The sequence below is a fragment of the Streptomyces achromogenes genome (genome assembly GCF_030816715.1).
GTDB classification, from domain to species: domain Bacteria; phylum Actinomycetota; class Actinomycetes; order Streptomycetales; family Streptomycetaceae; genus Streptomyces; species Streptomyces achromogenes_A.
On sequence record NZ_JAUSYH010000001.1, the window covers coordinates 4246435 to 4264794 of the forward strand.

Consider the following 18360-nt stretch of genomic DNA (forward strand, 5'->3'; position numbering starts at 1 on the left):
AGGAAGCCCCAGCATGACCGAGATCGCCGAGCACCCGCCACAGCCCGCGCCGACCACCGCCGAACCGACCGCCCCGCCGGTCTTCGTCGACAACCCCAAACTGCCCGCACCCGGCGTCACCAGCGAGAAGCGCCGCCCGATCCTCCCCACCTGGCTGAAGGACGGCAGCGAGTTCACCACCACCGCCAAGCACACCGCCAGCCGCCTCGGCTACGCCACCGCCTACCACGGGGTGCGCCTTCCCTGGTACGGGCTGCAGCTCACGGCCATGGCCCCCCGCGGCAGCGCCCGCCTGGTCACCTCCACGAACCGGTGGGTGTGGGACCGCGAGGCCGCCCCCCTGCGCGACTACGCCGTCCGCACCGACGACGTCGAGGAGTACATGCGCCTGGCCCGGCTGCGCGGCAACCGCGTCCGCCTGCGCGGCCTCGTCACCGTCGTGGCCTGCGTGTTCGGGACGGGCTTCGCTCTCTGGCTCTACGTCATGGCCCCCGCGTTCCTGTGGGTGTTCGCCGCCGGCGGAGTCCTCACCCTCGGCTACTTCGGCCAGCAGCCCGACGCCCCCGTCATCGGCCCAGCCGTCATGCGCACCGAGCTGCAGAAGCTCACCGGCACCATCGTGCTGCGCGCCCTCGAAGCCATCGGCAACCCGAAGATCACCGCCGCCGTGAAGGACTTCGGCAACAAGACGGCGCACGGCATGGGCTTCACCTCGGAGATCTGCCGCGACGGCCCCGGCTACCGGGCCGAACTCGACCTGCCGTTCGGCGTCACCCCCGACGACGTCGTCGAGAAGCGCGAGGCCCTCGCCTCAGGCCTGCGCCGCAAGCTCGGCTGCGTCTGGCCGTCCGGCGACCCCGACGGCCCGGACGGGCACGAGGGCCGCCTCATCCTGTGGGTGGGCGACAAGCCGATGAACGCCACCACCAAGCCGCCCTGGCCGCTGCTGAAGGACGGGCAGGTGGACCTGTTCAAGCCGGTTGTTTTTGGTAACGACTACCGCATGGCGAACATGACCGTGACGTTGATGTTCGCGGCCATCGTCATCGGCTCCATCCCCCGCATGGGGAAAACCTTCCTGCTCCGCCTGCTGCTGCTGATCGCCGCCCTAGACCCGCGGGCCGAGCTCCACGCCTTCGACTTCAAGGGGACCGGCGACCTCGGCGCGCTCGAGCCGGTCTGCCACCGCTACCGGGCCGGCGACGAGGACGAGGACATCCTGTACGTGCTGCACGCCCTACGGGAGATCAAGGCCGAGCTGCGCCGCCGGGCGAAGGTCATCCGGTCCCTGCCGCGGTCGGTGTGCCCGGAGTCGAAGGTCACCCCTGCCCTGGCCAGCGACAAGAAGTACGGCCTGCACCCGATCGTCGTGGGCCTGGACGAGTGCCAGGTGCCGTTCGAGGACGAAAAGTACGGGGCCGAGCTTGAGTCGATCTGCACGGACATCACCAAGCGCGGGCCGGCGCTGGGCATCGTCGGCCTGTTCGCCACGCAGCGGCCCGACGCCAAGAGCCTGCCGCCCGGCATCTCCGCGAACGCCGTCCTGCGCTTCTGCTTGAAGGTCATGAACCACCAGGCCAACGACATGGTCCTCGGCACGGGCGCCTACAAGTCCGGCATCAAGGCGACCATGTTCTCCCGCTCCGATCGCGGCATCTGCTGGATGTCCGGCGAGGGCGACGACCCGCGCATCGTGTCCTCCGCGTTCGTCGACGCCCCCGGTGCCGAACGGATCGTGGCCCGGGCGCGGAAGATGCGCGAGGAGTACGGCAACGTCACCGGCCACGCCCTCGGCGAGGGCCCCGCGGAGACCGCCGGCCTCGACGTCCTGGCCGACGTCCTCAAGTCGATGGGCGCCGACGAGAAAGCCGTGTGGTGCGAGCGCCTGGCCGTCCGGTTGGGCGAGCTGCGGCCGGACGTCTACGGCGAGTGGAAGGGCGAGAACGTCACCGCCGCCCTGAAGCCGTGGGGCATCAAGACCGGGCAGGTGTGGGGGCAGACCGACGAGGGCGAGGGCAAGAACCGGCGCGGTATCGAGCGTGCCGACGTCGTCGCCGCCATCGCCCGCAGGGACGCCGACAGGACCGCCGCCTGACCCGTACACCGCCGCTAGACCTAGCAGGCCGCCCCGCTAGGTCTAGCAGCCCCGCTAGCACCCGAATACGCCCCTGACCTGCTGGCTAGCGTCTAGCAGCAGGGACCCTCGCACCCCCGGAATCCGCCCTCCAGAAGGGATCGACACCCCATGCTGATCGCTAGCGCCGTGCTCGTCGCGGCCCTCGGCTACTACGCCGTGCTGTGCGCGGTGAAGCCGTTCGCATCCTGCCGTCGCTGCCACGGGACGGGCGGGATCCTGCGGTTCGGGAAGCCCCGCGTCTGCCCCCGCTGCCGTGGGAAACGGCTGCGGCTCCGTGTCGGCCGGCGCGCACACAACTCGTGGCGGCGCACCCACGAAGCCGGTACACGCTGACACAGCCGAAGGCCCCCACCGCGTCCCGTGACGGACGTCGTGGGGGCCTTCCCGTATGTCTGGGGTCAGACGGTCACCGGCAGTCCACGGCGAGCTTGTGCAGCGCCCGACTGTCCGGGCAATACTCCCCATGCGAGCAACGCGGACACGTCCCCACGTGCAGCCCGTACACGCGCGCCGCCTTCCGGCCCACACACGGCCCACACCCCTGCGGCGTCCACCTCGTGAGCGCCCCGCCGATAGGGCTGATACGCGGGCCGAGCCCCACCGTCGGAGGCCGGCCGCACCACACGCAGCGGGTACCGTCCACCCGCTCCGGTGGAAGGTCGCAGGCTTTCGGCATCGGCAGCATCTCGACCGCGTTGACGAAGCCGGGGTTCACGGCTGGTCCGCGACCGGGGTGAGACCGTGCACGCTGCGGCACGAACGGCACGCGAACACCCCACCGCCGGGCCCGGACCCCTGCTCGACGATGCGGACCAGCCTGGCCGTGCCGCTGAACGCGTGGCACCAGGAACACCAGGCGAAGGTGCTGGGGATGGTCTCGGCGGGGGTGCCGCCCGTAGGGTCTTCCATGTCGATGCTCCTCGAAGCGTCGTCCACGCCCTCGGACCGGTCGCACGGTCGCGGGGGCTTTCCGCTGGTCGGACGCTACCGCTATAGGCCACTACAGGGCACCCCATACCGCCGTATGGGGCCACCTACGGATGCCGGGCGCAGGGTGCCGCCATACGTTCCGGACCATGAGCGAAGACCCGTTCACCTACGTCTACGTGCGTGTCGCCGACCAGGTGGAGGCGGAGATCCGGGCCGGCCGCCTGCCGCACGGCGCACGCCTCCCCAACGAGCGCGACATGGGCGCCCAGTACGGCGTAGCACCCGGCACCGCGCGGCGGGCTGTGCAGGAACTCCGTGACCGCGGCCTGGTCGCGACGTTGCCGAACAAGGGTTCGTTCGTGATCGCCCCGCAGACGGATGCCGAATGACGGTGTGCACGGCATCCTCGGCTGCATGGATTTCCACAACACGGTCCGTGAATGCGCCCGCCGACTCCTCAACACCGCCGACCGGCCGCTGACCATCGCCCACATCGCCGACCGGATCGACACCACACCGCTACAAGCCGGCCGCGCCCTCCGCCAACTCGAAGCCGAAGGGGCCGCCACCCGCACCCGCGGACAACGCCCCGCCTACTGGACCGCCACCCGCCCGTAGACCGGCGTCACCTCATCAGCCCGTTCAGCCTGCCCTGCCTCTTCAGCCGGTCGAGGGACATGGTCAGCCAGTTCTCCACCTCACGCTGCGAACCCAGCACACCGGAGTTCGTGACTTTGACCGTGAGGCTGATGTTCGTCGGACCGGCCGCGGCAGCAGTCCGCATACTCCCCACTCCCAGCGACGACCACGACGGAGCAGCAGCGGCGGGCCGGGCCGTCGACAGAGTGCCGGCACGAATCGCATCGAACATCGCAGGCCCGTACTCCTGCACACGCCGCGCCGGAATCACGTACTCCCCGTTCGACACCCGCGCCAGGATCGAATCCGACGTGCCCGTCCCCGCACCCCGCACACGCCCTCCGGACGGGAACCCCACCAGACCGCCCGTCGCGTACCGGCCCGACGGACCAAGGAAGCTCGCCCCGTCATCACGCTTGTAGTGCGTGACGACGTAGGTGTTCGCGGTCTTCCCGTCGATGTTGTTCAACGCCTGCCCGACCGAGTAGATGTTGCCCAGCGCATTGCCCCCCGCCGACACCTCCACCTTGCCGTCCGGGAGCTGCCGCACCTTCAGCCCGACATTCTCGAGCGCCTTGATGGCCGCCGCGGACAGCGTGCTGACGGTCACCTTCTTCGCACCCGGAGTCTTGTTGATCTCCGCCTGAACCTGCTTCAGCCCGGAGATCGCATCCGCCCTCTCCGCCTTCACCAGCGTCGTGATCTTGTCCGGCGTACCGAGGAGGGTGTTGACGTACTCCTGCGCCTTCTTCTTGTTCCCGTCGAACGCATCCGTGGCGAGCTTCAACATCGTCGCGCGCAGCGTGTTCGACTTCTGCGTCATCGACTCCAGCGACCCGCCCGCCGCGACCCCCGACGCCAGCAGCTCATCCTGCGCCTTCGCCGCCGCCGACATCGCCTGACCGTTCGCCCGGCCCGCCGCACTGTCGATGTTGAGCGTCGCCCCATGTTCCTTGAAGCTCGCCGTCAGGGCGTCCAACGAGGACTCGAACCCGATCTGCGCGTCGTATGCACCACGGTTCACATCGTTCAGCGCCTGGATCGCGAGCCGCAGTCCCTCGGCGCTGGCCTTCTGCACGTCGAGCTTCGCCGACGTCAACTGCGCCTGCGCCCCGAAAATCCCCATCGCAGCGGCCCCATGCTGCTGCTCGAACGTGGCATCAGAGACCGCCGACTTGTACGCCTCGAGCTTCGACGTGAACTCCGCCGTGTTCTTCCCGCCCTCCCCGTACTCGGCGGTCAGCCGCTTCACCGCGGCAGCAGCCACATCCGCCTGACCACTCTTGACCAAACCTGCGAGGGTCTGGTCAATCGCGTCAAGGTTCTCCGTCGCCTCCTTCACCGGCGTGGAATCCCAGCCCGTCCAGCCGACAAGGAACTGCTGCACCTTGTCCGTCGTCGTCGGGTCCGTCAGCGACCGCACCTTGCCGTACAGGCCGTCGAGGTCGGAGCCGAACACCTTCGCTGCTTCCCCGGTGGCCTTGCCCGTCGCAGCCAGCTGGCGCAGCGAAGAGGTGAGCGCATCAACATCCGGCGGAGCCTCACGCCCCCGCTGCGCCAACTCCGACAAGGCGATGACGAGCAGCCCGATACCCGTACCCGCGACCGCGACCTTCGCCGACCGCGACAGCGCCCCCATAGCCGCGCCGAGACGGGGCAGCACTCCCGACGCGCCCGCCGCCGCCGTGCGCATCGCGCCGATTCCCGTCGCGAACGCGGTCAGCCCCAGCGAGATCGCCTCCGCCCCGGCCGCCGCGATCCGCACCGCCTTCAGGGCGAGCGCGAGCTGCAGCATCGTCGTGATCACACCGGGAGGGACGGACGCCACCAGCCCGGCGAACGCGTTCACCAGCGTCAGCAGTCCCGGGCCGGCGTTCGCGGCGGCCTGCGCGATGTTCGCCAGCGCCTGCACCACGTTCGCCAACGTTTCCTTCACCAACGGCCCGTTGGCGCGGACGTAGTCCATGAACTCGGAGACCGCGCCGGACACCTTGCCCGTGTCCGCGGTCCTCAGGAAATGCACAAGCCCGTCGTTCGCCTTGGCGAGCGCGCCGGTCGCGAAGGTGGTGAAGCGGTCGATGAGCGCGTCGAAGCCGGGCGTGTTGATGCTGCCCGCGGCGATCGTCACGAACCGGTCCAGCTGCGTGCTCGTGCCCTGCACCAGCGGCGTCAGCTTCGGGAACACCGCAGAGAACGTCTGAAACGCCTTCGTCGCCACCGGCATCGTGTCGCCAGCCAGGGCGTCCGACCAGTTCTGGTACTGGTCCTTCAGCGACGACAGGGCGGCGGCCGCGGTGCGGGTGGCGGGCGGCATCTTCTGGATCTGTTTGACGTAGGCGGTCTGTGCCTCGGCGGCCTGCTTGGAGGTGGCGCCGTGTTCGTCGACGGCGTCCTGATACTTCTTCTCGGCGTCGGCGGCTTCGGTGATCGCGGTGGCCTGTCCGGCTGCGGCCGCACCGAACACGCCGACGGCGACCGCTGCCGCGCCCATGCTCGCCGCGATGGGTGCGGCCTGCACGGCGATCGGGATGAGCGCCGGGGCTAGGAGGAGCGCTGCGGACTGGATCCCGCTGATCGCTTCGGACACTTTGTCGCTGCTGGTGGTGACCGAGTTGAGGGAGTTGTTGATGGCGCGGGACTCGGACACGAACCGGCCGCGCAAGTCCCGGAGTCGTCCGTCGGCGTCGCGGGTCAGGCCGCGGATCGCGAGGGCCGCCGCAGTCGTGTCGGCGGTGACGATGATGGTGGCGCTACCGACGACACCACCACCCGCAGGGGTGCTCATGACGCCACCTCCCGCGGCAGCACGCCAGCCTCGACGAGGTGGCGCTGCACGTCCCGCACCAGCAGCGGATCCGCAGTCTTCAAAACCGCGCCGAGCGTTCGCCCATCATGCTCGAGCAGCGGGCGCAGCAGCCGCACCGCCGCCTCAAAATTGCTGCACTGCCACGACATCCGGCTCAGGTCCGCCCAGCCCGCGTCGAGGACGCCGGGCCTGCGGACGAGGAGCTGCTCGCCGGTCTGCTGCTGCACCTCAGACACGACGGCTTCCACCGCGGCGTCATGCGCGTAGTTGAGCTCGGCCAGAGCAGCCCGCCCGGCAGCAAGCAGCTGCTCCCGCGCGTTCACCGCTGCCCCCGCGCCGACGACCGCGGACACCCACAGTTCGCGGCCAGCGCGTGACCGCACTTCAGCCGGCCCGGCTTCACGGCCGCACCCGCCCGCCCGTCAACGACCGCCGCATCCCGTTCCAGAGCCCGGATCGTCTGCGCCATCTGCAGCACGTGCCGCTGATCGCCGCGACGCTTCGCATCCTTCAGTCGTGCCCGCGCGGTACGAAGCCCCGCCGCCACCAGCGCACGCCCGTCGTCATCGCCCACAGGCCGCGCCACGGGCGTCACAGGACGACGCTGCACCCACTCCGCAGCCCGCGCCCGCTCGTCCGCCGTAGGGGCCACAGCAGCCCCAGACGGGGCCACACCGTCCGGATGCACCCGCGCCCGCAACGACGCCCAGTACGGGGCCAGCAGCCCCGGCCCACACGTCCCGCACGGCTGCGCACCGAACAGCTCCGCGAACGCCGGCGCGTACTCCACTGGCCGCGTCCCCAGGAACCGGCTGAACTCCACCGCCCGACACCAGCGGCAGCCCCCACCGTCGGGAACGCCCGCCGCCGCCAACTCCGCCCGCGAGAACAGCGACCGCCACAGAAGAGGCATCGCCGACAGCCGCTCATCAAACGACCTCGGCAGCCCGTTCCCACGCTCGTGAAGCGCCAGACGCACACGCTTCGCCACCGACACCGGCGTCTCTCGCACCCGCGCCAGAGCAGCAATCTTCTCCCGCGTTCGCGCCTGGTGGTACGCCTCGACGCCCTCGCGGGAGAACCGGCGCGGACCGTCCCCGCCGAGCGCAGGCAGGCGCCCCTCACGGGCGGCACGGTCGACAGCTTCGCGGGAGACACCGAGGTACGCCGCGGCCCCGGCGGCGGTGAGTTCGTCCATGTCGCGGACGGTAGAACCACACCCACGAAGATCATTCCGGTGGTTCCGGAAGGACCCTTACGGAAGCAGGCCTATCCTCCGAGCACGCTGCACGTCCGAGCCGGCGCGATACCCGGCACCAGACAGCAGCCAGGGCCGTCCGGTGTACGACGGGCGGACCGCACCAGGCCCGCCCCGACACGCTCAGGCACGGCGTCCTCCCGGGGCGGGCCCCCGTGCGACTACGGCCGCCAGATGCGGGTCTGCGCCAACGACCTCGAACGCCACGGCCTGAGCCCACCCGCCGGCACCACCGGCTCCTCCCGCGCACGCCACCCCGAACGCGCACGCTCCCGCGCCAACGGGCTACTGAAGCCATACGGCAGACGCCACGCCCCCGACCGAACAGGCTCCTCCGCCCGCTGCTGCGCCCTACGCGCCCGCACAGCCGCCCGCCCCTCCTCCTCCGCCCGCTCCATCTGCTGACGCTTCAGCGCGCTGTACGCCGCCGCCACCGCCTCGAACTCCTCCACCCGCCCCTGACGGCGCAACCTCACCATCACCCGCCGCATCCGCGCCAACCGCTCCGCCGCATCCTCAGCCATCCCTACCGTCCTCCTCATCAACCTCGGCGAGCAGCGCCTCGACGTCGATGCCCTCATCCGCCGTCAGATCCCGCAACCGCTCCTCCATCACCACCCGCGGATCCGCCAGCACCTCGCTGTCAACAATTGTGGACACCGGCACAGGCGGCTCCCCGCCCGACAACCGCGCCACCGCCGCAGCCACCGCCAACAGGCGCTGCCCCTCATCCAAGCCGAGCACCTCCAGAGCCGCAGCAATCGCGTCCGCCACCGCCTCACCCTCAACATCAGCACGCCGCGACAACGTCACCGCAATCGGCTCCGTCGCATCCAAACCCAGCAGCTTCCTACGAGACTCCGACAGCCGGGCCAGCCGATCAATCGCCCTCAGCTTCACCTCGTCACCCTCCGCCCCGTCCAACACCTCATAGGCGCGGAACGTAAGGTCGTTCAGCCGCGCGGCCTCCAACTCCCGAAACTCCGACGCCACCGGAGTCACCAGCTCAGCAAGCGCCGCGGTGATCCGGTCGGACACGCCCTGATGCGAAAGCCCGACACGGGCGCCGATCGCACGCAGCGACAAGCCGGCGCAGCGCAGACGGAGGATCTCCTCGTCCTGCACGGCACGGGCGGGATCGGTCTTCACAGGCACCTCCGGTTGACACTGGCAGGTTGACACGCGCGAAAGTCCCGGCCGTCCGGGAGACGACCGGGCCCGGCCGGCTCCTCACCCGTCGCCGCGCTCATCCCGCTCACGAGCCTCGTCGATCTGGCGGGCCAGCTCCTCACGCGCGTACTTGTTGTGCGCCAACGTGATGTGCAACTCCTCGGTAAGCGACGGGCCATCGTCGTCGTCCGCCAGCAGCGCTCCCGCCTTCTGAGCGACCCAGATCGGCCAGCGCGGACCGACGATCACGTCGAGGACGTTGCGGAGCTCACGGGCCCCGTACAAGGCCATGTCGGCGCAGGCCGGATCGCCGGCGGCGAGGTGTTCCGGGATGCTCGCCTCGAGCTCGGCGATACGGCCGGCCATGGTCAGGATGATCTGCTCTTGCGGTTCCACGATGCTGCTCCTCCGTCGGGGCGCCCGGCCGCCGGTCGACAGCCGGGCCCAAGTGGTCACTTCCGGTTGACCCGCCGCTGCCACGCCTCCGCAGCAGCCGCGTCCTGCTCCGCCTTACCGTCGGCGGCCCGCGCCTCCAGCAGCGCCGGATACTCGCCCCGGTCCGCCTCCGCCAACACCGCCAAAACGTCCGCGTGACAGGGCTCCGGTGCGCACCAGCAGGCCAGGGTGGAGCCGCGCAGCAGCTGCACACAGGCGAGCAGGGTCGGCTCACTGAGTAGGTGCCGGCAGTACGCGGAGACGGCCGCCTCGTTGCTGCCGAGCGCCTTCACGGAGTACGGATTCGCAAGCGGGTGAGCGCGCAGGTCCCAGCTTCCGGCGCGGCGGGGTGCCATCCGCCGGCCGACGTAGACGAGCCCTTTGGGTGCGTGCTCGAGGCGGGGGCCGTAGTCGTGGATGCGGCCCTTGAGGTTGATGACGGTGGTGGGCATCGGGTTCTCCTTCGTGGTGTGCTGAGGGGTGGCCGGCCCGCATTCCCCGCGGGCCGGCCGTTTGGTGTGCGGGTCAGTCGGTGTACGGAACGGGCTTCGGGTACGCGTCGATAAGGCGCTGCCACACGGCGGGGATCCCGTAGTCGTAACCACCGGCCAGCTGCTCGGCGATCACCGCAGCGGCCCGCTTCGCCGCAGCAAGGTTCGGCCGGGGCTCCGCCTTCGCGTGGAAGTACGAGCAGAACGAGGCGACGGACGCATTGCCCGCGCCCTGGTCGGCCCACGACTCGGGGGCTTCGCCGGAGAGGGCGAGCCAGGTGGCGGGCTTGTCGCAGAAGTGGCCGGGCTCGATCTCGTAGTCGCAGTTCTCGCTGAGGTGCATGTCGGTCTCCTTCGGGTTGGGCCGGCCGCCGGTCGACGGCCGGAAGGCTGGGGTCAGTCGGCGGTGGTGTCGGGCACGGAGACGTGTCCGGATCCGGACACGTCTCGGAGGTCGTCCGAGCACCAGGGGTCGTGGGTGATCTGCTCGTGCGTTTCGGCGGTGCCGTTGCAGCCGTCGCAGAAGGCGCGCCGCTCCTCGGCTTCGGCCAACGCGCGCAGTTTCGCCGCGTGCCGTCGTGCGAGGCCGGCGCGGCGGGCTTCGGCGAAACCCGCCCTCCGCTCCCGCGCCGCCTGCACCTTGACGCGGGCGGCTTGGATCCGCCGCTGAATCTCCAACTCGACATGGCTGGTCGACTCGGTCACGACGGCTCCCCTCCGTGACAGCGCTTGAAGCGGCGACCCGAGCCACACGGACACGGGCTCTTGCGGCTGATGGGACGGACCTCGTCGGCGGCCTGGACGACATCGTTCGTCGCCGCGTCCGCGCACGCCTGACACAGATGCCCGCTCAGACTGAGCGGCCCGAGCGTCGTCAGGTACGGGGTCACGACCTTCGTGTACACACCGCACCCGTCACAGTGGTTGTCCCACCGGAATCCCACAGCCTTCGCATGCTGGTCGACCTTGGCCAGACAGGCGGGCTCCAGGCAGACCAGGGACGGCGGGTCGCAGTACAGCAGCACCGGGCGGATCTGCCGGGAGTGCTCGCACAAGTCGGTGATGCCCGCGGAGACGGCGGCGAGGAGCATCTTCACCACGGGGCGGAGCATGCGCTTACGGAGTGCGATGTCCTCGGGTGGCGCACCCAGGTAGGCCCAGCCGCCGAGGGCGACGGCGGAGAGGGCGATGTCGCTGCCGATGCCGGCCATGTCGCGGGTGGCGGCGTTCAGCTGGTCGAGGGTCCCTACGGGGATCGTGTCCGTGCCGGGCATGGCGTTGAAGAGGGCGTCAAGCTGATCGTCGTCGAGGAACGTGCGGTCGGGCATGAGGGGTTCCTGTTCTAGGTGGCCTCACCTTCCGCATCTTCGTAGTGACCTGCGTTTTCTCTCCCGCACCTTCGCCTCGCCTTCGCCTCACCTTCCCCACCTTCGAAGGTGGGGATCTTCTAGAAGATGAGGGGAAGGTGGGGGGAAGATGAGGGGGATATATATGCAGGTCAGTAGGAAGATGGGGAAGATGCGGACTGCGTATGGGAAGGGGGGGCCTCTACTGACTCTGTGGGTGCGAATCCCGGCAGCTGCCAGAGCCACGGGGCGTTCATGACGCCCTTCGGCTTGACGCTCTTCACGCCGAGCTTCGCCTTCGCTTCTCGTAGCGCGTTGGCGGAGACGCCAGCCTTCTTCGCCGCGTCTTGGATCTCCCTCGGAAGGGCTTCGCCGCAGCGGTCGCCCGCAGTGAGGTAGTCCTCCAGCCACTCGACTGCCTCACCACGTTCAGCCCTGTCGACGCCGCCTGGGTTGGACTCGTCGCGCATGACGTCACGGACGGAGGTGTTCGTCTCAGGCCCGAGCACGAACCGAGAGACATACGAAGGTCCTTCGGGGGTGTCCACGGTCACCGGCTGGATCACGTATGAGTGCGACGGCAACCCGAGACGACCGAGGTTGTTCTTCTCCAGCGACATCACGAACCGCTGATCGCCGTCGTCGGTGTCCTCGCGGGCGAACGCGATGAACGACCGGATGAGCTGCCCGAAGGCACCCGAACCCGCAATCCGGGAAAGCGGGTCGGCAACACCTGCCTTCGTGAAGTGGGCCAGCCCAAGGATGGTGAAGTTGTGGCGCTCCGCTGCGGCTACGAGCGGTTCGAGAGCCTGCCGGACCTCAGCGGCCCGGTAGTCGTTGATGCCACTGTCGATCAGCGAAAGCAGCGGATCCGCGACCAGCAGGGCCACGCTGTACAGCTCGGCAGCTTTCCCGAGGAGTGACGTGTCGAGCGGCAGCGTGAGTCTGGCGTTCAGCTTCTCGTCGTCTTTGACGTCGATGCGGAACACGAGGTCCATGTCAGCGCCGGCAGCGATCAGCCGGGGCGCAATCGTGTACGACCATGAGTCCTCACTCGCCGCGTAGATGACGCCACGCGGTTGGCCCCACAGCTCGCCCGGCAGAGTCCCAGTCGTGATCCGCGCGGTCATCCATACGGCGTACTGGGACTTGCCCAAACCGGGGCCACCCGCAGCGATGACCAGGGAGTAGAGCGGAATCCGGCCGTGGCTGGTGGGCGGCGCACCTTCGGGAGTGGTGTCCCACAGCCAGCGCACGGGCCGAATACGGATCTTCGACGCAGGGGTGAGGACGAGCTGACGGAGCTTCTCCTGCCCAGGTTCGATCTCCTCCGCCTGCCCGTCGTCAAGCCACAGCGGGCCGTCCGCACCAGGTGCCTGGAAGGCGTGCCCGAGCTGCCCGCCGCGGTGCGTGGGCTCGGTGTTGTCACAGGGCCGGCCATCGCCGGTCGGGTGCGCGCAGAACCGAGTGGAGTCGAACGAGGTGGTCACGCTGCTGCCGCTCCTGACCGGTTGTTGTGGGGAAGGTCGACCTGCTCGCCGTTGACCAGGTGCCGCGACCAGCCGGGCCGTCCCGGGATTGCGACCGGCGGCCATCCGGGAGCAGCACGCAGCTGGTGCGCCGGCTTCGGCTTCGCTGCCTTGTTGAGCTCGGCGAGGGTCTTCCTGCTGGCCAGCGGCGGCCGTGCGTGGTGTGCCTCGCGGAACCACTGCAAGAGGTCGTCCTCGTCTCCGAAGCGGCGCCACATTTCGGCGGCTGTGATGGTGGCGGCGTACCTGCGCGGGTCGTCGCCAGCGAGCTGCCGCCATGCGGCGGATCCGTACTTGGGCAGCCGCACCGTGACGTCCTGGCCGTCGAGGAGCTCGGTCACCCGCGCGCTAGCCCACAGGGCGACGGGGTCGTCCCCCGTGCGCGGCCCGTTCACAGGACTGCCCCGATCCGGCGCAACGCGGCCCTCGTGTTCGCCACCGCCCTGCCACCGGAAGGCGTCTTCGACACCGACACGACCCCGCGACGGCCGGCTACTACGTAGTGGCCCGACCCGCAGAGACGGACACGGAACCCCTGCTCGCGGACCTTGTCGAGCAGCGCACCCATGTCCTTGCTGCCGCTCACCGGACAGCCGCCTTCCTGCGGCACGACCAGTGCTCGGACTTGCCCTCAGGACCGCGGAGACTGGCCGGGTTCCCGCAGAAGCGGCACGGCCGGATCGCTGCTTCCTGTTGCGCTGCGGGAGCAGACGCGGCGGGTTCGTCACAGTTCCTGTGGTGCGGCTGGTCGGTCTCGGGGTGCCGCAGCAGGGCGGGGCGTCCGCACGCGATGCACGGGGCCGGGTCGCCGACCTTGGCGCGAGACCAGTCGAGCCGGATCGGTGTGGCCGGGTCGGGCGGTACGCCCGTACTCTGGGACATACGTCCTCCTGCTTGAGTCGAGAAGACGTGGCCCCGGATCTTGCTGGCGAGCGATGGCCGGGGCTTCGTCATGGGTGGGCGTGGGCCCCTGTCTGGATTGCCGTCCAGATGGGGGCCGCTCTCATGCGCCTTCGGGCAGCGCGCGGTCGTCGACACCGAGGTACCGGAGAAGGTCGGCGCGGGTGACGCGGTACGCGTTTCCGAGGCGCAGCACTCGCACGGGGTATTCACCGCGCTTGGCCAGCTCATATCCGGTCGTGCGACCGAGATGAAGCGCCCGGTTCGCCGTCTCCAGGGGGAAGGAAACCGGGAGGTGCAGAAGCTCTCCCGGGGTCATGGCGCGCGCAGTCTTCACACGGGCATGTGATTTCACGTGGCAACTCCGATCAGTTCACTGCTCGTGAATCACAATACCGTGTGATGCTGGACGATGCCAGAACATCCGCGTATTGTGATCGTCCGTGACAGACGAACCGTGGGCAGCCCAAGTCGCGAAGGTCGTTGCAGGCGAAGTCCGCCGCCATCGACAGCGCCGCGGCATGAGCGCGCAGCAGCTATCCGACGCCTGTGCCCAGTTGGGACACCCGATCGCACGGGGCGTGCTGGCCAACTTCGAGAGCGGCCGACGTCCGACCGTTTCAGTCCCCGAACTGCTGGTCTTTGCTCAGGCGCTTCAGGTGCCGCCGGCCCTCCTCGTCTTCCCACTGGGACACGAGGACGTCGTCTCCCCCCTGCCGGGCCAGTCGGCCCCCCCATGGGCAGCTCTCAAGTGGCTCACCGGCGAAACCGACCGACTCCCGGGCAGCACAGAGCCCGCTGACACGGAGGTCGTGCGCCTGTACCGGGACCACGACCGCCGACTCGGAGACTGGCTGAGCAGCCGAGAGAAGATGCTGAGCCTCCTCAGCAGCAGCGACCCAGAGATGGCGAAGCTCCGGGCCGAAACCGATCAGGCCGGTGGTGGAGCGCCCCCGCTCGTGGAACTGTTCCGGCAGAGCATGCAAAGCGCTGAGGACGCACTTCGTACTGTGCGCCAGACCATGCGGGACCAGGGACTCATTCCGCCTGACCTTGGCCCCATGGGTGCAGCCATCGACGGCGTCACGCTGGAGGACACGGCTCGCACCTACGCGAGCGCCAAAGGGATCAGCTTCGAGGAGGCGCTCCGCGTGGTCTACGGACGCATCGGAGAAGAACCACCGCCGAGTGGTGGGACAGGGGCGCACTGATGAAGGGCTCGACCTTCCGCAGGTGCGCCTGCCGTAACCCGGAGACCGGCAAGCAGTACGGGCAGGCGTGCCCGAAGTTCAAACAGAAGCGTCACGGCCTCTGGGCACTTCGGCAGGAACTCCCGCCCCGCGAGGACGGCACCCGCCGCAACTTCCGCCGAGGCGGCTACGCATCCGCGACGGACGCACAGAGCGACCTCGACAAAGTCCGCGCGCTGCTTGCGCTCCCCGAGGAGGACGACGACGAGGGCCGTGCCCGCATCGCTGAACTGCTGGAGCAGGTGGCCAAGGATCGGTCCTCGCTGCCCGACCTCGAAGAGACGCGCCGCAAGCTGAACCGTGGTCAGTCGCTCACCAGCCGTATGACTGTGGGCGAGTGGCTCGACGCGTGGATGGCAAAGAAGAAGACCCGGCCGACGACGAACAACGGCTACAAGTCCCACATCCGCGTGCACCTGAAGCCCCGCATCGGACACGTCCGGCTGGACAGACTGAACGTGGATCATCTGACGGAGATGTTCGACGCGATCGCCGACGACAACGAGGTGATCGAGACCGAGAATGCCGAGCGTCGCGAGCAGGAGGCGCGGTGCCGGCCGGGAAAGCAAGGTGCGCCAAAGATGGCGGAGCGCCGGCGGCTCGCCGAGGAGCGGGCAAAGCTCGCCGAGATGAAGCCGTACCGGAAGACGAATGGGCCAGCCACCCGGCAGGCGGTCCGTCGCACGCTGCGGACCGCACTGAACGCTGCGATCGCCCGCGGACTGATCACCTTCAATCCGGCTGCGTATGTCGAGCTGGAGTCGGGCAAGCGTCCGAAGCCGCTGCTGTGGACCGAGGAACGTGTACGTCGGTGGCGCGAGAGCGGCGAGAAGCCGTGTTCGGTCATGGTGTGGACGCCGCAGCAGTTCGGCGTGTTCCTCGACCAGGCCGAGGCCGACAAGGAACGGCTGGCCCCGCTGTTTCACCTGATGGGGTTCCGAGGGCTGCGCCGCGGAGAGGCGGTCGGCCAGGGCTGGACTGAGGTGAACCTCGACGGCGGGGAACTCACGGTGTCCACGGAGATCGTGACGGACGGCTGGACGCCATACGAGTCGGCGCCCAAGACGGACAGCAGCGCGGCCACGATCGGGCTCGACACGGCGACGGTGGCCGTGCTGCGTGCGCACCGAGCCCGGCAGAATCGGGAGCGCCTGCAGTGGGGCGAGGCGTGGAAGGACACGGGCAAGGTGTTCACGCGCGAGGACGGCTCTTGGCTGCACCCCGAGGCTGTCTCTGAGGCGTTCCGCCGCATCTGCGCCCGCACGGATCTCCCGCCGATCAATCTTCGGGATCTGCGGCACGTCGCGGCAACGCTGATTCACGCGGGCGGCGGCGACCTTCACACGATCAAGGAGACGCTGCGGCACGGCACGATCGTGCTGACGTCCGACACGTACACGTCGCTGCTTCCTGAGGTCGACCGAGAGGTGTCGGAGAAGGCTGCAGGCCTGGTTCCTCGGGCGCGCAAAGAGGCGGTCGGAGAAACCGGCGGGCTCACCTCGGGCTCACCTCGGCCCCGAGCGACGGAAGCGCCCCAACCGAGTAAGTTCGGTCGGAGCGCTCCGCCGCTGGTCAACAAGGGTTTCCCTGCCGATCCGTTCGGTAGGCCCTGTGGGACTCGAACCCACAACCAATGGATTAAAAGTCCACTGCTCTGCCAATTGAGCTAAGGGCCCCGGTGATGTTGCCTCCCCGAGCATAGCGGGACGCGGCCGTGTCTCCGATCGGGTATCGGCGACACGGCCGCGTCGAAGGTCGGAAAGCGGCCGGGAAGCGGACCGCAGGCGGGTGGGCAGACCCGAAGCGGACCGGAAGCGACCGGAATCCGTCACGGGTTGGGCGGTTTGCCGGGCGTGCCCGCCCGTGCGGCCTCTCTGGCGAGGGTCTTCTCGTGCTCGGGGTTGAGGAACCAGTCGCGCGCCGAGAGCTGCCACCAGCCGCCCGCGAAGCCCAGGACGACGAGGACGGCGATCGGGGCGTAGTTGAACGTCTCCCAGGTGACCGGGGAGACCTGGGGCAGCATGAACAGGACGGTGATGACGGCCACCCACGCGACCGACACCACGCCGATCGCCTTCGACCAGCGACCCAGGTGCCACGGGCCCCGCGCGAAGGCGTCGCCCTTGCGGACACGCAGCAGCGTCGGGATGACGTACGCGATGTAGAGGCCGATGACGGCGATGGAGGTCACGGCCGCGTACGCGGTCACGTTGATCAGGTAGGGCAGGCCCAGCACCAGCGCGCCGCCGGCCGCCAGCCAGACCGCCGCGACGGGCGTGCGGGTGCGCGGGCTGACCGTGTGCCAGACGTGGGAGAAGGGCAGCGCCCCGTCGCGCGAGAAGGCGTAGATCATGCGGCTGTTGGCGGTCACCGACGCCATCCCGCAGAACAGCTGGGCGCCGATGACGACGAGCAGCAGCAGCTTGCCGGCGGTCGCGCCGAGCGCGTCGAGCAGGATCTGGGCGGGCGGCGCGCCGGTCGGCGAGGCGAGGGCGGCGTCGTAGGACTGGATGGCGTAGGTGAAGCCGAGCAGCAGGACGAAGCCGGCGATCCACGAGGTCCAGATGGACTGCACGATGCCCTTGGGCCCGGCCGTCGACGCGTCGTGCGTCTCCTCCGTCATGTGGGCGGAGGCGTCGTAGCCGGTGAAGGTGTACTGGGCCATCAGCAGGCCGAGCAGGACGACGTACACCCCGCTGCCCCAGCCCGTGTTGTTGACGAACTCGCCGAACACGAAGGACGTCGACTGGTGCTTGTCGGGGACGAAGGCCAGCGCGCCCACGATGACGCCCACGCCGAGCACGTGCCACCACACGCTCACGCTGTTGAGGAGGGCGACGATGCGGACCCCGAAGGTGTTCAGCAGGCCGTGCAGCAGCAGGATCCCGGCGAAGAGCAGGACCGTGCGGCCGGGCGTCACCTGGAAGTCGAACTGGAGGTTCAGGTACGCGCCGAGGAAGGACGCGGCCCCGAAGTCGATGCCGGCGGTCACCGCGACCTGCCCGAGCACGTTGAACCAGCCCGTGAACCAGGCCCAGGCCGCGGCCGAGCGCGGGGGCGCCAGCCGGTGCGCCCAGAAGTACAGGCCGGCCGACGTCGGGTACGCCGAGCAGATCTCGGCCATCGACAGGCCCACGAACAGCGTCATGAGGCCGACGGCCACCCAGCCCCAAATGATCACCGCCGGGCCGCCGGTGTTCATGCCGAACAGGTACAGCGTCAGGCAGCCCGACAGGACCGAGATGATCGTGAAGGAGACCGCGTAGTTGGAGAACGCCGACATGCGGCGGGCGAGAACCTGGGTGTAGCCGAGCTGGGCCAGCCGCTCTTCGTCCGAGAGGTTCCCGGGAGGGCCGCCGCCCACTGTGCCGTGATCTGTCATGCCCCCAGCAATTCCCACCCCAAGCGCGTGACACACGTCACAACTTGGCTAGAAAATGCCCTTGTAGCACTTCTAGCCCTACCGGCC

General features: G+C 69.3%; 21 protein-coding genes, 1 tRNA gene and 1 pseudogene. 6 read left to right on the plus strand and 17 right to left on the minus strand.

Translation table 11 applies throughout. From position 1 onward, the window contains the following. Positions 1–13: 13 nt before the first annotated feature. Positions 14–2095: a cell division protein FtsK gene (locus QF032_RS18960; RefSeq protein WP_307056713.1), complete on the plus strand. Its 2082-nt coding sequence runs from the start codon at positions 14–16 to the stop codon at positions 2093–2095. Positions 2096–2245: 150 nt separating this feature from the next. Next, positions 2246–2470, plus strand: coding sequence for a hypothetical protein (locus QF032_RS18965; RefSeq protein WP_307056715.1), 225 nt, complete (start codon positions 2246–2248; stop codon positions 2468–2470). 378 nt (positions 2471–2848) lie between these two features. On the opposite strand, the gene QF032_RS18970 is transcribed toward QF032_RS18965, so the two are convergent. Further along, positions 2849–3046 carry a hypothetical protein gene (locus QF032_RS18970; protein WP_307056717.1) on the minus strand — a complete coding sequence of 66 codons (198 nt, stop codon included), beginning with the start codon at positions 3044–3046 and terminating at the stop codon, positions 2849–2851. A gap of 167 nt (positions 3047–3213) precedes the next feature. Here QF032_RS18970 and QF032_RS18975 point away from each other — a divergent pair, with 167 nt between their 5' ends. Next, the gene (locus tag QF032_RS18975) at positions 3214–3456 is read left to right on the plus strand and encodes a winged helix-turn-helix domain-containing protein (protein WP_307056719.1); all 243 of its coding nucleotides are present in this window, start codon (positions 3214–3216) and stop codon (positions 3454–3456) included. Between the two features lie 25 nt (positions 3457–3481). Continuing rightward, complete coding sequence (locus tag QF032_RS18980) at positions 3482–3685, plus strand: hypothetical protein (protein ID WP_307056722.1); 204 nt, start codon at positions 3482–3484, stop codon at positions 3683–3685. Positions 3686–3692: 7 nt separating this feature from the next. Here QF032_RS18980 and QF032_RS18985 read toward each other — a convergent pair whose 3' ends face one another. The 14 genes from QF032_RS18985 to QF032_RS19050 form a co-directional block, all read right to left on the minus strand. Beyond that, complete coding sequence (locus tag QF032_RS18985) at positions 3693–6491, minus strand: hypothetical protein (protein WP_307056724.1); 2799 nt, start codon at positions 6489–6491, stop codon at positions 3693–3695. After that, positions 6488–6835: a hypothetical protein gene (locus QF032_RS18990; protein WP_307056726.1), complete on the minus strand. Its 348-nt coding sequence runs from the start codon at positions 6833–6835 to the stop codon at positions 6488–6490. Before QF032_RS18990 ends, QF032_RS18985 begins: the two co-directional genes overlap by 4 nt. Beyond that, positions 6832–7710 (minus strand): helix-turn-helix domain-containing protein, encoded by an 879-nt coding sequence (locus tag QF032_RS18995; RefSeq protein ID WP_307056729.1) that lies wholly within the window; start codon positions 7708–7710, stop codon positions 6832–6834. Before QF032_RS18995 ends, QF032_RS18990 begins: the two co-directional genes overlap by 4 nt. A gap of 221 nt (positions 7711–7931) precedes the next feature. Then, positions 7932–8294 (minus strand): hypothetical protein, encoded by a 363-nt coding sequence (locus QF032_RS19000; protein WP_307056730.1) that lies wholly within the window; start codon positions 8292–8294, stop codon positions 7932–7934. After that, a complete protein-coding gene (locus QF032_RS19005; protein ID WP_307056732.1) occupies positions 8287–8919 on the minus strand; it encodes a hypothetical protein in 633 nt (210 codons plus the stop codon). Before QF032_RS19005 ends, QF032_RS19000 begins: the two co-directional genes overlap by 8 nt. Positions 8920–9000: 81 nt before the next feature. Then, positions 9001–9336 (minus strand): hypothetical protein, encoded by a 336-nt coding sequence (locus tag QF032_RS19010; RefSeq protein ID WP_307056734.1) that lies wholly within the window; start codon positions 9334–9336, stop codon positions 9001–9003. A 56-nt stretch (positions 9337–9392) separates the two neighbouring features. After that, positions 9393–9827: a DUF4326 domain-containing protein gene (locus QF032_RS19015; RefSeq protein ID WP_307056736.1), complete on the minus strand. Its 435-nt coding sequence runs from the start codon at positions 9825–9827 to the stop codon at positions 9393–9395. A 73-nt stretch (positions 9828–9900) separates the two neighbouring features. Beyond that, positions 9901–10209, minus strand: a complete 309-nt coding sequence (locus QF032_RS19020; RefSeq protein ID WP_307056739.1) for a hypothetical protein — start codon at positions 10207–10209, stop codon at positions 9901–9903. Between the two features lie 53 nt (positions 10210–10262). Continuing rightward, entirely contained in the window at positions 10263–10571 is a 309-nt protein-coding gene (locus QF032_RS19025) for a hypothetical protein (RefSeq protein ID WP_307056740.1), read from the minus strand. Then, a complete protein-coding gene (locus tag QF032_RS19030) occupies positions 10568–11194 on the minus strand; it encodes an SEC-C metal-binding domain-containing protein (RefSeq protein WP_307056742.1) in 627 nt (208 codons plus the stop codon). The genes QF032_RS19025 and QF032_RS19030 overlap by 4 nt, the downstream gene beginning before the upstream one ends. A 170-nt stretch (positions 11195–11364) precedes the next feature. Then, entirely contained in the window at positions 11365–12702 is a 1338-nt protein-coding gene (locus QF032_RS19035) for an AAA family ATPase (protein WP_307056744.1), read from the minus strand. Next, the gene (locus tag QF032_RS19040) at positions 12699–13136 is read right to left on the minus strand and encodes a hypothetical protein (protein ID WP_307056745.1); all 438 of its coding nucleotides are present in this window, start codon (positions 13134–13136) and stop codon (positions 12699–12701) included. The genes QF032_RS19035 and QF032_RS19040 overlap by 4 nt, the downstream gene beginning before the upstream one ends. After that, entirely contained in the window at positions 13133–13327 is a 195-nt protein-coding gene (locus QF032_RS19045) for a hypothetical protein (RefSeq protein ID WP_307056747.1), read from the minus strand. The genes QF032_RS19040 and QF032_RS19045 overlap by 4 nt, the downstream gene beginning before the upstream one ends. Before the next feature lie 417 nt (positions 13328–13744). Next, on the minus strand, positions 13745–13960 hold the full coding sequence (locus QF032_RS19050) for a hypothetical protein (RefSeq protein WP_373430482.1): 216 nt from the start codon (positions 13958–13960) through the stop codon (positions 13745–13747). Between the two features lie 124 nt (positions 13961–14084). On the opposite strand from QF032_RS19050, the gene QF032_RS19055 reads away from it, so the two are divergent. Continuing rightward, positions 14085–14852, plus strand: a complete 768-nt coding sequence (locus QF032_RS19055) for a helix-turn-helix domain-containing protein (RefSeq protein ID WP_307056752.1) — start codon at positions 14085–14087, stop codon at positions 14850–14852. 392 nt (positions 14853–15244) lie between these two features. Beyond that, positions 15245–16237: pseudogene (locus tag QF032_RS40640) on the plus strand (site-specific integrase); the annotation flags it as partial. A 257-nt stretch (positions 16238–16494) separates the two neighbouring features. Here QF032_RS40640 and QF032_RS19065 read toward each other — a convergent pair. Together QF032_RS19065 and QF032_RS19070 are read right to left on the minus strand one after the other, a co-directional pair. Further along, positions 16495–16567, minus strand: a tRNA-Lys gene (locus tag QF032_RS19065). Positions 16568–16719: 152 nt separating this feature from the next. Then, a complete protein-coding gene (locus QF032_RS19070; protein WP_307056756.1) occupies positions 16720–18273 on the minus strand; it encodes an amino acid permease in 1554 nt (517 codons plus the stop codon). Positions 18274–18360 lie beyond the last annotated feature (87 nt).